14 protein-coding genes are annotated in these 12,808 nt (G+C 64.5%); 4 read left to right on the top strand and 10 right to left on the bottom strand.

Features of this window, described 5'->3' with window-relative positions:
* Positions 1–41: 41 nt before the first annotated feature.
* The 8 genes from IVA92_RS07205 to coxB form a co-directional block, all read right to left on the bottom strand.
* Positions 42–803, bottom strand: a complete 762-nt coding sequence (locus IVA92_RS07205) for an SURF1 family cytochrome oxidase biogenesis protein (RefSeq protein ID WP_247281758.1) — start codon at positions 801–803, stop codon at positions 42–44.
* Complete coding sequence (locus IVA92_RS07200; protein WP_247281759.1) at positions 800–1,201, bottom strand: DUF983 domain-containing protein; 402 nt, start codon at positions 1,199–1,201, stop codon at positions 800–802. Before IVA92_RS07200 ends, IVA92_RS07205 begins: the two co-directional genes overlap by 4 nt.
* Positions 1,202–1,300: 99 nt before the next feature.
* On the bottom strand, positions 1,301–2,197 hold the full coding sequence (locus IVA92_RS07195; protein ID WP_247281760.1) for a cytochrome c oxidase subunit 3: 897 nt from the start codon (positions 2,195–2,197) through the stop codon (positions 1,301–1,303).
* Between the two features lie 80 nt (positions 2,198–2,277).
* Complete coding sequence (locus tag IVA92_RS07190) at positions 2,278–2,922, bottom strand: cytochrome c oxidase assembly protein (RefSeq protein WP_247281761.1); 645 nt, start codon at positions 2,920–2,922, stop codon at positions 2,278–2,280.
* 5 nt (positions 2,923–2,927) lie between these two features.
* On the bottom strand, positions 2,928–3,092 hold the full coding sequence (locus IVA92_RS07185) for a CoxF protein (protein WP_247281762.1): 165 nt from the start codon (positions 3,090–3,092) through the stop codon (positions 2,928–2,930).
* A gap of 7 nt (positions 3,093–3,099) precedes the next feature.
* Positions 3,100–4,044, bottom strand: a complete 945-nt coding sequence (locus IVA92_RS07180) for a heme o synthase (RefSeq protein WP_247281763.1) — start codon at positions 4,042–4,044, stop codon at positions 3,100–3,102.
* Positions 4,045–4,105: 61 nt separating this feature from the next.
* On the bottom strand, positions 4,106–5,722 hold the full coding sequence (gene ctaD / locus IVA92_RS07175) for a cytochrome c oxidase subunit I (protein WP_247281764.1): 1,617 nt from the start codon (positions 5,720–5,722) through the stop codon (positions 4,106–4,108).
* 87 nt (positions 5,723–5,809) lie between these two features.
* The gene (gene coxB, locus IVA92_RS07170; protein WP_247281765.1) at positions 5,810–6,649 is read right to left on the bottom strand and encodes a cytochrome c oxidase subunit II; all 840 of its coding nucleotides are present in this window, start codon (positions 6,647–6,649) and stop codon (positions 5,810–5,812) included.
* A gap of 448 nt (positions 6,650–7,097) precedes the next feature.
* Here coxB and IVA92_RS07165 point away from each other — a divergent pair, with 448 nt between their 5' ends.
* The 4 genes from IVA92_RS07165 (at position 7,098) to IVA92_RS07150 (ending at position 10,634) form a co-directional block, all read left to right on the top strand.
* Complete coding sequence (locus IVA92_RS07165; protein WP_247281766.1) at positions 7,098–7,631, top strand: invasion associated locus B family protein; 534 nt, start codon at positions 7,098–7,100, stop codon at positions 7,629–7,631.
* Positions 7,632–7,743: 112 nt separating this feature from the next.
* Positions 7,744–9,171, top strand: coding sequence for a metalloprotease TldD (gene tldD, locus IVA92_RS07160; RefSeq protein ID WP_247281767.1), 1,428 nt, complete (start codon positions 7,744–7,746; stop codon positions 9,169–9,171).
* The gene (gene lepB, locus IVA92_RS07155) at positions 9,168–9,947 is read left to right on the top strand and encodes a signal peptidase I (protein WP_247281768.1); all 780 of its coding nucleotides are present in this window, start codon (positions 9,168–9,170) and stop codon (positions 9,945–9,947) included. The genes tldD and lepB overlap by 4 nt, the downstream gene beginning before the upstream one ends.
* A 117-nt stretch (positions 9,948–10,064) precedes the next feature.
* Positions 10,065–10,634 (top strand): nucleotidyltransferase family protein, encoded by a 570-nt coding sequence (locus IVA92_RS07150; protein ID WP_247281769.1) that lies wholly within the window; start codon positions 10,065–10,067, stop codon positions 10,632–10,634.
* Between the two features lie 58 nt (positions 10,635–10,692).
* Here IVA92_RS07150 and IVA92_RS07145 read toward each other — a convergent pair whose 3' ends face one another.
* Positions 10,693–11,259, bottom strand: a complete 567-nt coding sequence (locus IVA92_RS07145) for a PAN domain-containing protein (protein WP_247282045.1) — start codon at positions 11,257–11,259, stop codon at positions 10,693–10,695.
* Between the two features lie 110 nt (positions 11,260–11,369).
* A complete protein-coding gene (locus tag IVA92_RS07140; RefSeq protein WP_247281770.1) occupies positions 11,370–12,740 on the bottom strand; it encodes a glutamate--cysteine ligase in 1,371 nt (456 codons plus the stop codon).
* Positions 12,741–12,808 lie beyond the last annotated feature (68 nt).

The following is a 12,808-nucleotide window of genomic DNA, read 5'->3' as shown; positions in this document are numbered from 1 at the left end:
GAACGGTAAAGCCCGGACGATACCGGGTTCCCTCGGTTGATCTACGGATGAGTTCGGTCTTGCCGCCCCCTCGCCCACACCGCGAAGGCGATCAGCAGGGCGCCTGCGAGCGTGAACCAGGTGATCGCGTATTGCAGGTGATCGTCTTTCAGATGCACGTCGAGCGGACCGGGACGTGGAACGCTGTTCTCGGGCACCGGCTGCTCGAGGTCGACATAGAACGGCGCAACCGTCCCCCAGCCGAGCGCGCTCGCGATTGCCAGATGATCGCGCACGAACCAGAGCCGCTTCTCGCGGTTCTCCGCAGGTGTCAGCCAGCCCGGTGCTTCCGGGAACCTGAGATAGCCGGTGAGCACGACCGGCTGGCCCGTGACGAGCTTCTTCACCGCGCGATCCTCGATGGCGCGATCCTGCATCGTGTTCTCGACGAAACCGGCATCGATCACGACCATCTCGCCGCTCGGAAGCCGCGCCGGCAGGAATGCCCAGGTGCCGGGACCGGAGGCGTCCTTGCGCACGGCCGAGCCGGAGGAATAAACCATCGCATCGGGCAGCGGGACGTAGGTTGCGGAGAAGCTGACGCGGCGGAATTCATCGCGCGCGGGATTGAGCGCCGCCCATTGCGCGGGCGCCGGAAGCGCGACCGGCGCGGCCGCAAGCCGTTCAGTGAGAGCAGCGATCAGCTCGTGCTTGGCTGTCCGGCGCTGCAATTGCCAGATGCCAAGTGCGACGAACACAGCCGTCAGGAGCAGCGTGAACAGCCCAAAGCCGGCCACGCGAGGCTTGCGCACGGTCCGGTTCATTTCGCGCGGTCGATGAGTCGGCCCGGCGCCGCCTTGTGGTGGAATTGCAGCGCGATCAGCAGCGACTTCATCGCGCGCAGCGGCAAAAGCGTGGTGGCGAGAATCAGCGGCAGCCAGAGCACCGCGTGCAGCCAGAACGGCGGCTGATACTTGACCTCGACGACGAGCGCGCAGCCGACCACGATCGCGCCGGCCAGCATGATGATGAAGATCGCCGGACCGTCACCGGTATCGATGAAAGCATAGTCGAGACCGCAGCGCTCGCAGCGAGGCGCGAGTGTCAGGAAGCCCGCATAGAGCTTGCCCTCGCCGCAGCGCGGACATTTGCAGGCGAGCCCGCGCAGCGCGCTTTGCAGGACCGTGGTTTCGGACTCGGATGGGCCGGCGGTGTCGTCCATGATGGCAATCTCTATCACAGTTTCCGCCAAGGCTTCAGGCGGCCGGAAAGCGAAAGGGCGGCCCTGCGGCCGCCCTTTCTGAATCATCTGCCTCGCAGCTCAGTGCGCGCCGTGAGCCATGGTCTCGGCGCCGTGTCCCCAGACATAGATGCAAAGGAACAGGAACAGCCAAACCACGTCGACGAAGTGCCAGTACCAGGCGGCGAACTCGAAGCCGAGATGCTGGGTCGGCGTGAAGTGGCCGGCATAGGCGCGGAACAGGCAGACCAGCAGGAAGATGGTGCCGACCAGCACGTGGAAGCCATGGAAGCCGGTCGCCATGAAGAAGGTCGCGCCATAGACGTTGCCGCCGAACGAGAATGCCGCGTGGCTGTACTCATAGGCCTGCACGCAGGTGAAGAGCGCACCCAGCACGACGGTGAGGATCAGGCCGTATTTCAGGCCCTGACGGTCGTTCTCGAGCAGCGCATGGTGCGCCCAGGTCACTGTGGTGCCGGAGGTGAGCAGGATCAACGTGTTCAGGAGCGGCAGATGCCAGGGATCGAAGGTCTCGATGCCCTTCGGCGGCCAGGTGCCGGGAACGGAGCAGGCGCCGGCCTGGGTGCCAAGGCCGCAGCCGAACACCGCATCACGCGTGGCATGGACGGCGTCAGCCGGGAACAGCGCGGCGTTGAAATAGGCCCAGAACCAGGCCACGAAGAACATCACCTCGGAGGCGATGAACAGGATCATGCCGTAGCGGTGATGGAGCTGCACGACGCGGGTGTGGTCGCCCTTGTACTGGGCTTCCTTGATCACGTCGCCCCACCAGCTCGCCATGGTGTAGAGCACGCCGACGGTGCCCACACCGAACACGATCGGCGCAGCCGAGAACATGTGGTGCATCCAGGCGATCGCGCCAACCGCCATAATGAAGGCCGACAGCGAACCGACGGCCGGCCAGGGAGAGGGATCGACCAGATGGTAGTCGTGATGCTTGGTGTGCGCCGTTGCCATTTTGCGGTCTCTCTCCTCAATCCCGTGCCTGTCAGGCACTTATCCCCTTGCGTCCAATCCCCCGAGCGTGCGCCCGGCGATCAGAGATTTCCCTTGCGTTTGTCGTCATCACCCGATGCCAGCGGCTTCACCACAGGATCCTTCACCGAATAGAACGTGTAGGACAGCGTGATCGTGTTCAGCCCATCGTTCTCGCGATCCTCGGCGATCGACGGATCGACATAGAACACGACCGGCATTTCCCGCTTCTCGCCGGGCGCCATGGTCTGCTCGGTGAAGCAGAAGCAGTTGATCTTCTGGAAATATGACCCGACCGTCAGCGGCGCGACGTTATAGGCGGCCTGGCCCGCGGTGGTGCGCGCGGCCTGGTTCGTCACGGTGTAGTAGACCGTCGTCACCTGACCGATATTGACCTCGATCTCGCTCTGCTCGGGCTCGAACTTCCAGGGCAGGCCCGGCGCGACGTTGGAATCGAACCGCACCGAGATTTTTCGCGCGATCGGGCCGGTGGCCGGCGCGGAGGTCGCGACTTGAGTCGTGCCGTTGAAGCCGGTGGCGCGGCAGAACCAGTTGTAGAACGGCACCGCGGCGTAGGATGCCCCCACCATCAGCGCCACCACGCCGCCGCAGATCGAGGCGACCAGCGCATCGCGGCCAAGACCACCGATGCGGCCCTTGCCCGCCGTCCGGCTCTGATCCTGCGGTATGGTCGGCTCGTGATCCATGTTTCCTACATCGGCCGCACTAGAACGGCCGGCCCCTTGACCATGGTGACGGCGAAGAACAGCACCACGAGCACGCCGAGCGCCAAAGCAATGGCAATGGAGCGCTGACGACGGCTCTTCTTCTGCGCCTCGGTGAGGACGATTCCATCTGGCTCGGATTTGTCGGCCATCCCTGCCTCATGCGCCCCATGCCATCGGAGCAAGCGCCCGGAATACAACCTGCGCCAGCAGGGTGGCGAACAGCGCAAACAGATAAAGGATGGAGAATGCAAACAGCTTGCGGGTGGCACGCAGCGACTGGCTGCGCTCGCGACGCATGTAGACATTGATGGCGAGCACCAGCATGCCGGCGCCGAGGATCAGCGAGACGATGCCGTAGACGGCGTCGAAATAGCCGAGCGCCCAGGGTGCGGCGGCGACCGCGATCAGCACGATCGTGTAGAGCAGGATCTGGAGCCGCGTCGCATCGGGACCGGCGACGTTGGGCAGCATCGGAATGCCGGCGCGCGCATAATCGTCGGAGCGGAACAACGCCAGCGCCCAGAAGTGCGGCGGCGTCCAGAAGAAGATGATGGCAAACAGCAGCAGTGGCTCGACGTCGACCGTGCCCGTCACGGCGGCCCAGGCCACCACCGGCGGCAGCGCGCCGGCGGCGCCGCCGATCACGATGTTCTGCGCGGTCCGACGCTTCAGGCCCATCGTGTAGATCACGACGTAGAAGAAGATGGTGAAGGCGAGCAGCGCGCCCGCGATCCAGTTGACGAGGATGCCGAGCGTCATCACCGAGAAGAAGGCGAGCGTCATGCCGAACGCCGTCGCCTCGGGGCGGGTGACGCGGCCGCGCGGGATTGGCCGGTTCGCCGTACGCGACATCTTGGCGTCGATGTCGCCCTCGAGCGCCATGTTGAGCGCGCCGGAGGCGCCCGCACCAACGGCGATGCAGAGGAGCGAGGTGATCGCCAGCACGGGGTGGAAATGCCCGGGTGCCATCGCCATCCCGACCAGCGCGGTGAAGATCACCAGCGACATCACGCGCGGCTTGAGCAGCGCGATGTAATCGCCGACCTCCGCTTCGGAGATGCGAGGATTGATGTCGACGGCATTGTGGTCGAGGACGGACACTTAATTCAGCTCGCTTCCTGATAGAGCCGCGGCGCCCGTCACGGGCGCCGCGTGCGATGGCTTACTGCACCCGAGGCAGCACTTCGAACTGGTGGAACGGCGGCGGCGAGGGCAGCGTCCACTCCAGCGTGGTTGCGCCCGCACCCCAGGGATTGTTACCGGCAGGCACCTTCTTCATGTAGGCGTCGAGGACGCAGTAGAGGAAGATCAGCACGCCGAATCCGGAGATGTAGGAGCCGAGGGACGAGATCAGGTTCCAGCCCGCGAACGCGTCGGGATAGTCGACGTAGCGGCGCGGCATCCCCGACAGGCCGAGGAAGTGCTGCGGGAAGAACACCAGGTTGACGCCGATGAAGGTCACCCAGAAGTGCAGCTTGGCCAGCCACTCATTGTACATGTAACCCGACATTTTCGGGAACCAGTAGTACCAGCCCGCAAAGATCGCGAACACGGCGCCGAGCGACAGCACGTAATGGAAGTGCGCGACGACGTAATAGGTCTCCTGGAGCACGCGGTCGACGCCCGCGTTCGCCAGCACGACGCCGGTGACGCCACCGACCGTGAACAGGAAGATGAAGCCTACCGCCCAGATCATCGGCGCGCGGAATTCGATCGACCCGCCCCACATCGTGGCGATCCAGGAGAAGATCTTCACGCCGGTCGGAACCGCAATGACCATGGTGGCGGCGACGAAATAGGCCTGCGTCGCCGAGGACATGCCGACCGTGTACATGTGGTGCGCCCACACCACGAAGCCGATGCCGCCGATCGCAACCATGGCGTAGGCCATGCCGAGATAGCCGAACACGGGCTTGCGCGAGAAGGTCGAGACGATCTGGCTGATCATACCGAAGCCGGGCAGGATCAGGATGTACACTTCGGGGTGACCGAAGAACCAGAACAGGTGCTGGAACAGCACGGGATCGCCGCCGCCCTCGGGCGCGAAGAACGTCGTATGGAAATTGCGGTCGGTGAGCAGCATGGTGATCGCACCGGCGAGCACCGGCAGCGACAACAGCAGCAGGAACACTGTAACCAGGATCGACCACACGAACAGCGGCATCTTGTGCAGGGTCATGCCCGGCGCGCGCATGTTGAAGATCGTGGTGATGAAATTGATGGCGCCGAGAATCGACGAGGCGCCCGCCAGATGCAGCGACAGGATCGCGAAGTCGACGGCCGGGCCGGGGTGACCGGAGCTCGACAGCGGCGCATACATAGTCCAGCCGGCGCCGACGCCGTTGGCGCCCGGCTCGCCCTCGACGAAGGTCGACATCAGCAGCAGCGCGAAGGAGGCCGGCAGCAGCCAGAACGAGATGTTGTTCATGCGCGGGAACGCCATGTCGGGCGCGCCGATCATCAGCGGCACGAACCAATTGCCGAACCCGCCGATCATCGCGGGCATGACCATGAAGAAGATCATAATCAGGCCGTGAGAGGTCACGAAGACGTTATAGGTGTGCGTCTCGTGGAAGATCTGCACACCCGGATACATCAGCTCGGCCCGGATCGCGATCGACATCGCGGCGCCGATGACGCCGGCGACGACCGCGAAGATCAGGTACATCGTGCCGATGTCCTTGTGGTTGGTCGAATAGACGTAGCGCCGCCATCCGGTCGGATGGGCGTGCTCGTCATGATGCGCGTGATCGCTATGTGCCGCTGCGCTCGTTGCCATATTCAAATCCTGCCTTGCGTCCCATTCGGACCGTATGCGGTCCCGCCCTTCATATCGCTTTCAGTCCCTCGAGCTTCCGCCCGGCGCTTACTGCGTCGGGCCGGCCGCGGAGGCGTAGGTGCTGGTGCCGCCGCTCGCGAATTTCTTCTTTGCCGTCTCGACCCAGGAGGCGAACTCCTGGTCGTCGACCACGCGGATCGCGATCGGCATGAAGGCGTGATCCTTGCCGCACAGCTCCGAGCACTGGCCGTAGAACGTGCCGGTCTTTGCCGCCTTGAACCAGGTCTCGTTCAGCCGGCCTGGAATGGCGTCGATCTTGACGCCGAAAGCCGGCAGCGCGAAGGCGTGGATGACGTCCGCGCCGGTGACCTGGACCCGAACCACCTTGTTGACGGGCACCACCATCTCGTTGTCCACGCCGAGCAAGCGGGGCTGCTTGTCCTGGGCCATCAACGAGTCGAACTCGAACTTGCCGTTATCAGGATAGGCATACGACCAGTACCACTGCTTGCCGGTCGCCTTGATCGTCAGGTCCGCCTTCGGCACGTCGAGCTCGAGGAACAGCAGCCGGAACGACGGCACCGAGATGCCGACCAGGATCAGCACCGGAACGAGCGTCCAGGCCACCTCGATCAGCGTGTTGTGGGTGGTCCGCGACGGCACCGGGTTGGCCCTCGCGTTGAACTTGACGACCACCACCACGAGCAGCGCCAGGACGAACAGCGTGATCAGGGTGATCAGCACGAACAGGAAGTTGTGGAACCAAACGATGTTGTCCATCACCGGCGAGCCGGATTGCTGGAGCGTCCACTCCCACGGTGCCGGTTGCCCGAGCTCGGCGAATGCCACACCGCCCGTCGCCAGCGTCAGACCCGCCACGGCCAATCCCAGCAACTGCCGGCCCATCCGGCCCATCGACATCCTCATGCCGTTCGCGCTCCCCTTACGAAATCACCCCACGTGCATTTCCCTATTTCCGGGAAACGCTTATTCCATCCGCCCGTCTGACAAACCGCCGCGCAAGAATACCTCTAAGAGGAATTGGGGCCAGATCGCTAGAACGCCGAAATCAAGCCTCTCAAACCATAATTCTCGATCTATCGCAATGCAGTCTTGGGCCTCAGCTGCCAGGCATCACCCGCAAGATATTTCCTAGTAACATCAGACAAAAATACCGTTTCCCGGCATGCTGCGGCTTGACAGCGAGATTGCCCGCGGTAGGCACTGACAGACGGCCGCGCAGGAACCTGATTCGTGCGGGCGATGGTGGCGCGCGGCGGCGCGATATTTGCTTGGGAATTGCCTTCAAGCCGCCGTCATTCCCGTATCAGTCCGCCAGGTGCGAGCGAACCAGGCGAGCAGAGGGACCGACCCGATGGGGCTTTCGAGAAGCATGGCAAGGCAGGCTGGCGGGCCCACGATGCTGGCCACCCTGCTGGTGGCGCTCGCCGTCCTGGCGCTGCCTGGCCTGGCCCATGCGCAGGGCGCGGTGCGCTCCGTCCATGGCGACTGGCAGATCCGCTGCGACACCCCGCCCGGTGCCCAGACCGAGCAATGCGCCCTGATCCAGAGCGTGGTGGCGGAAGACCGCTCCAATGCCGGCCTGACCGTGATCGTGCTCAAGACCGCCGACCAGAAGAGCCGCCTGATGCGGGTGGTCGCTCCGCTCGGCGTGCTCTTGCCTTCCGGCCTCGGCCTCAAGCTCGACAACCAGGACGTCGGCCGCGCCGGTTTTGTCAGATGCCTGCCCAATGGCTGCGTGGCGGAGGTGGTGATGGACGACAAGCTGCTGGGCCAGCTCCGCGGCGCCAAGACCGCCACCTTCATCATCTTCGAGACCCCGGAAGAGGGCATCGGTTTCCCGCTCAGCCTGAATGGGCTGGGTGAGGGATACGACAAGCTGCCGTAGGGTGTGAGATCGAGGGCGATCCTATTGTTTCCGTAATGTGAGGCTTCGTGCCCTCGCGGAACCGTTCCGAAATCATTATCTTGCCCCACACCTCCCGATAATGGACGGACGCATGACCAACCCTGCCACAACCTCCCTGCTCGACCGCGCCAATCTCGACCGCGACCAGGTTCGCAACGAGGTTGCGCGCGGGCTGGCCGGTGCCGACGACGGCGAATTGTTCCTGGAATACAGCCAGACCGAAGCGCTGATGTTCGACAATGGGCGGCTGAAGCAGGCGACCTATGACACCTCGCAAGGCTTTGGCCTGCGCGCCGTCAAGGACGACGCGGTCGGCTATGCGCATTCCTCCGACGTGTCGCTGCCGGCGCTGATTCGCGCCGCGGATGCGGTCGCGGCCGTGCGCGGCGGCTATTCCGGCAGTTTTGCGGCTCCGCCCCCGCACACCAATGTGCGGCTCTATGGCGACGACAATCCGCTGGATGCTCCGGGCTTCGAGACGAAGGTCAAGCTGCTCGCCGAGATCGATGCCTACTTGCGCGACAAGGATCCGCGGGTGCGGCAGGTCAGCGTCAGCCTGGGCGCGACCTGGCAGGTGGTCGAGATCCTGCGCCCCGATGGCGAGAGCTATCGCGATGTCCGCCCGCTCGTGCGCGTCAACATCTCCGTCGTCGCCGGCCAGGGCGATCGTCAGGAGAGCGGCAGCAAGGGCTATGGCGGCCGCGCCGGCTATGGCGAATTCATCGAGAGCAGGTCCTGGCGCGAAGCCGCCGAGGGCGCGCTGCGCGAGGCGCTGGTCAATCTGGAATCGATTCCGGCTCCCGCCGGCGAGATGGATGTGGTGCTGGGCGCCGGCTGGCCCGGCGTGATGCTGCATGAAGCGGTCGGCCACGGCCTCGAGGGCGACTTCAACCGCAAGAAGACCTCGGCCTTTGCCGGCCTGATGGGCCAGCAGGTCGCGGCCAAGGGCGTCACCGTGGTCGACGACGGCACCATCGCCTCGCGCCGCGGCTCGCTCTCCATTGACGACGAGGGCACGCCGACCAATCGCACCGTGCTGATCGAGGACGGCATCCTGGTCGGCTACATGCAGGACCGCCAGAACGCGCGCCTGATGAACATGAAGCCGACCGGCAACGGCCGCCGCCAAGGCTACGCCCATGTGCCGATGCCGCGCATGACCAACACTTACATGCTCGCGGGCGACCGCGATCCCGCCGAGATCCTCGCCTCCGTGAAGAACGGCGTGTTCGCCGCGAATTTCGGCGGTGGCCAGGTCGACATCACCTCGGGCAAATACGTGTTCCAGTGCACCGAGGCCTATAAGATCGAAAACGGCAAGCTGGGGGCGCCCCTGAAGGGCGCCATGCTGATCGGCAACGGGCCGACCGACCTGCACCGCATCCGCATGATCGGCAACGACCTCGCGCTCGACACCGGCATCGGTACTTGCGGCAAGAACGGCCAGGGCGTGCCTGTTGGGGTCGGCCAGCCGTCGCTTCTGATGGAACGCATCACGGTGGGTGGAACGGGCGCATGAGCGTTGAAGAAAAGGTCACTGTCACCACCAAGCGGAAGAGCAGTGGCTGGGGCGGACAGCTGATGCAACTCGCCGGCATCGTCGCCGCCGTGTTCATTGCCAAGGGCGCGCTCGCCGAACCGTTCTACGTGCCGTCGGGCTCGATGGAGCCGACGCTGCTGATCGGCGATGCGCTGCTCGCCTCGAAATTTCCCTATGGCTACGGCACCTCGTCGCTGCCGATTCAGATCAACCTGCCGGAGACTGGCCGCGTGTTCGCGGAGACGCCGAAACTCGGCGACGTCGTCGTGTTCCGCTGGCCAGGTGATCGCTCGCAGGCCTGGGTCAAACGCGTCGTCGGCTTGCCTGGCGACCGCATCCAGATGCGGCAGGGGCAGCTCTTCATCAACGACCGTCCCGCCGAGCTGAAGCCCGATGGCGTTGGCGCTGCCGAGGACGACAAGGGCGGCAGCGAGCCAGCCTACCGCTATGTCGAGACGTTGCCGAACGGCGTGTCGCACCTGATCTTCAAGATGCGCGACAACGGCCCCCTCGACAACACGCCTGAGGTGACGGTGCCAGCAGGCCATCTGTTCGTGCTCGGCGACAACCGTGACAATTCCGCCGACAGCCGCGTACCTTTGCGCTCCGGCGGCGTCGGCCTGTTGCCGATCGACAACCTGGTCGGCCGCGCGGACGCGGTGCTCGGCTCCTGGGATCTCGGCATCCGCGGCCAGCCGGTGTGGACCTGGCTCTCCGGCTTCAGGCTCGCACGGTTCTTCACCGCTGTGCATTGAGTAGAGTGTAGATCGTAGGGTGGGCAAAGTGCCCACCGCTTCTATCGTAAGTGATGGTGGTCACGACGCGCGAAGGAGCGCGCGCCTTTGACCACCCTACGATTCCTACGGTTTGCCATGAGCAAAGACGAATTCCTCGCTCTCGCTCTGCAAAACCATGTCAACGCCGCGATCGTCGATGAACTCGGCCGACTCGCGCTGCCGGATGCGTGGCTGGTCGCAGGCTGCCTAGTGCAATCGGTGTGGAACGCGGTCACGAGCCGCCCGATCGATCACGGTATCGCCGATTACGACGTGTTCTATTTCGATTCCGATACCTCCTGGGAGGCGGAGGATGCGGTGATCCGCACGCTGCATGCGCGGCTCGCGCATCTCGCCGCCAAGGTCGAGGTTCGTAACCAGGCGCGCGTGCATCTGTGGTACCCCGACAAGCACGGTCTGCCCTATCCACCGCTGACATGCTCGACCGACGGCATCGACCGCTTCCTGACGCAGAACACGCAAATCGGAGTGAGACGCGCGGGCGACGGTTTCGATGTCTATGCGCCGCACGGGTTCGACGACGTCGCGAGGCTGATCGTACGGCCCAATCGGGCGCTGAGTTTTTCCGCCGCCAATTACGAGGCAAAATCCGCGCGATGGAAGGCGCTGTGGCCGGAGCTTACCGTGATTGCGGCGGGCGCGTAACCTCTCGTGTCCCGGACAAGACACATCGCCAGCGATGTGTCTTGTCCGGGACACAGGCCTATCTCACAACGCCGGACGTGAACCCAGCCTTCCGCCGCGGCGGCTTGATTTCCTTCTTCAGGAAACAGCGCGCCTCGCGCCCGGTGTAGCCGGGACGGGCATAGGTGAAGGCGCGGCATTTGTTGTCGGCGGTGCAGGCGGCCTTGCAGGTCTCCTCGCCCTCGCCGACCTTGAGCTCGAAATTGCGCAGGTCGCCGCCCGGGCGATCGATCGACGTTTCCACACCCTCGATGCGCGGCTCGATCACGCCAGCGCCGCGCACCCCGGAGATGCAGCAATTGCCCGGCACCCGCGTCGGCACCGTATTCTTGAGCCAGCACACCGCCGAGCCGCCCTCGACGTCGGGATAGTTGAAACTCCAGGAGCGGCAACGGCGGTCACGCTCGCACAGCAGCGCGCAATCCTCAGGGTCGCCCGAAGTGACCGGCGTGTTGAAATAGTCGCCGCCTGGGCGGTCGAACGCCGTCTGCGCCGGCGCCGGCGCGCTCGCAAACAGGAGCGAAAGCAGCGCGACGCAAGCCAAGACGCGGGCCATGACGACCCCAGGCAGGCGGCCCTTTCCCATCGGAACAGCTTTCGAGTTATTGACGATGCACAGGTTTTTCCAGCCGATCATTTGATCGCCGCAAACCTGTACGGGCGATGAACGGCTCAATTGCCTGCTATTAGCCTAATCTAGAAAGCGTATTCCGCGTAGGCAGGTTCCACCGAGCCCTTCCAGGGACCATTAAACTTGTCCAGCATCTCCTCAGCCGGCGTCCGGCCGAACTCGATGATGCGATCGAGCGGCTCCAAATGCCTCGTCTCATCGCGGCCGAGCTGGTCGAGCCGGCCACGCCGGCGCAGGCCGGCATGTGCGAGAACCAGGCACTCCTTGGCGACCTCGAAGAGATAGCGATCCCTGATCCGCGACTTGAAGCCGAAGCGCGGCACGTCGTCGCGCAAGGCCTGACGTTCAGGCGCGCTCCAGTGCTTCACGATTTCCCAAGCGGCGTCGAGCGAGACATCGTCGTAGAGCAGCCCGACCCAGAACGCCGGCAGCGCCGGCAACCGGCCCCACGGACCACCGTCGGAGCCGCGCATCTCGAGATAGCGCTTGAGCCGGACTTCCGGGAAGATCGTCGAGAGGTGATTGGCCCAGTCCGACAGCGTCGGTCGCTCGCCGGGAAGATTGTTGTTGCGGCCGTCGAAGAAGGCACGGAACGAGGAGCCCGATACGTCGATGTACTGCTCGCCGCGCTTGACGAAATACATGGGCACGTCGAGCGCGTAATCGACATAGCGCTCGAAGCCCATGCCATCCTCGAACGCCCACGGCATCATGCCCGAACGCGCATTGTCGGTGTCGCGCCAAATCTCGGAGCGGAAGGAGAGAAAGCCGTTCGGCTTGCCTTCGGTAAACGGCGAATTGGCGAACAGCGCGGTCGCGACCGGTTGAAGCGCGAGCGAGACGCGCAGCTTCTTGACCATGTCGGCTTCCGAGGAGAAGTCGAGATTGGTCTGCACGGTGCAAGTCCGGTACATCATGTCGAGGCCATATTGACCGACCTTCGGCATGTAATTGGTCATGATCTTGTAGCGGCCCTTGGGCATCACCGGGATGTCCGCGCGCGACCAGGACGGCGTCATGCCGAGCCCGAGGAAGCCGATGCCGAGCGGGGTTGCGATCTCGCGCACTTGCGCCAGATGCGCCATCAGCTCGCTCTGGGTCTGGTGCACGTTCTCGACCGGCGCGCCGGAGAGCTCGAACTGTCCGCCGGGCTCGAGGGAGATGGCACCGCCGCCGGTGACGTCGTAGAGGCCGATGATATTGCCCTGCTCCATGATCGGCTCCCAGCCGAGCAGGAGCTTCATGCCCTCGAGCAGCGCGCCGATGCCGCGCGCCCCCTCGTAAGGCACCGGTCGGTGGCCTTCGAGCGTGAACGGCGTCTTCTCGTGCTCGGTCCCCATGCGGAATTCGGACGGATCCTTGCAGCCGGCCTCGAACCACGCGACGAGCTCGTCGCGCGATTGCAGTGGCGTCATGTCGATCTGGTCTCGCGCCATATCAAACTCTAATCAAAAAGCGCTTCGACCGAACGCGCGGGTGACGGGAGCCTCCGCGAACCCGCCGG

This window comes from Bradyrhizobium sp. 154 (assembly GCF_023073875.1).
GTDB lineage: Bacteria > Pseudomonadota > Alphaproteobacteria > Rhizobiales > Xanthobacteraceae > Bradyrhizobium.
This window is presented reverse-complemented; position numbering and strand designations above follow the sequence as displayed.

What these genes read in the sequence shown, in the direction of transcription:
- IVA92_RS07140 (WP_247281770.1), bottom strand. Translation starts at nt 12,740, where the DNA reads ATGGCGCGAGACCAGATCGACATGACGCCACTGCAATCGCGCGACGAG.
- IVA92_RS07145 (WP_247282045.1), bottom strand. Translation starts at nt 11,259, where the DNA reads ATGGGAAAGGGCCGCCTGCCTGGGGTCGTCATGGCCCGCGTCTTGGCT.
- ctaD (WP_247281764.1), bottom strand. Translation starts at nt 5,722, where the DNA reads ATGGCAACGAGCGCAGCGGCACATAGCGATCACGCGCATCATGACGAG.
- tldD (WP_247281767.1), top strand. Translation starts at nt 7,744, where the DNA reads ATGACCAACCCTGCCACAACCTCCCTGCTCGACCGCGCCAATCTCGAC.
- IVA92_RS07185 (WP_247281762.1), bottom strand. Translation starts at nt 3,092, where the DNA reads ATGGCCGACAAATCCGAGCCAGATGGAATCGTCCTCACCGAGGCGCAG.
- coxB (WP_247281765.1), bottom strand. Translation starts at nt 6,649, where the DNA reads ATGAGGATGTCGATGGGCCGGATGGGCCGGCAGTTGCTGGGATTGGCC.
- IVA92_RS07195 (WP_247281760.1), bottom strand. Translation starts at nt 2,197, where the DNA reads ATGGCAACGGCGCACACCAAGCATCACGACTACCATCTGGTCGATCCC.
- IVA92_RS07190 (WP_247281761.1), bottom strand. Translation starts at nt 2,922, where the DNA reads ATGGATCACGAGCCGACCATACCGCAGGATCAGAGCCGGACGGCGGGC.
- IVA92_RS07165 (WP_247281766.1), top strand. Translation starts at nt 7,098, where the DNA reads ATGGGGCTTTCGAGAAGCATGGCAAGGCAGGCTGGCGGGCCCACGATG.
- IVA92_RS07205 (WP_247281758.1), bottom strand. Translation starts at nt 803, where the DNA reads ATGAACCGGACCGTGCGCAAGCCTCGCGTGGCCGGCTTTGGGCTGTTC.
- IVA92_RS07150 (WP_247281769.1), top strand. Translation starts at nt 10,065, where the DNA reads ATGAGCAAAGACGAATTCCTCGCTCTCGCTCTGCAAAACCATGTCAAC.
- IVA92_RS07200 (WP_247281759.1), bottom strand. Translation starts at nt 1,201, where the DNA reads ATGGACGACACCGCCGGCCCATCCGAGTCCGAAACCACGGTCCTGCAA.
- lepB (WP_247281768.1), top strand. Translation starts at nt 9,168, where the DNA reads ATGAGCGTTGAAGAAAAGGTCACTGTCACCACCAAGCGGAAGAGCAGT.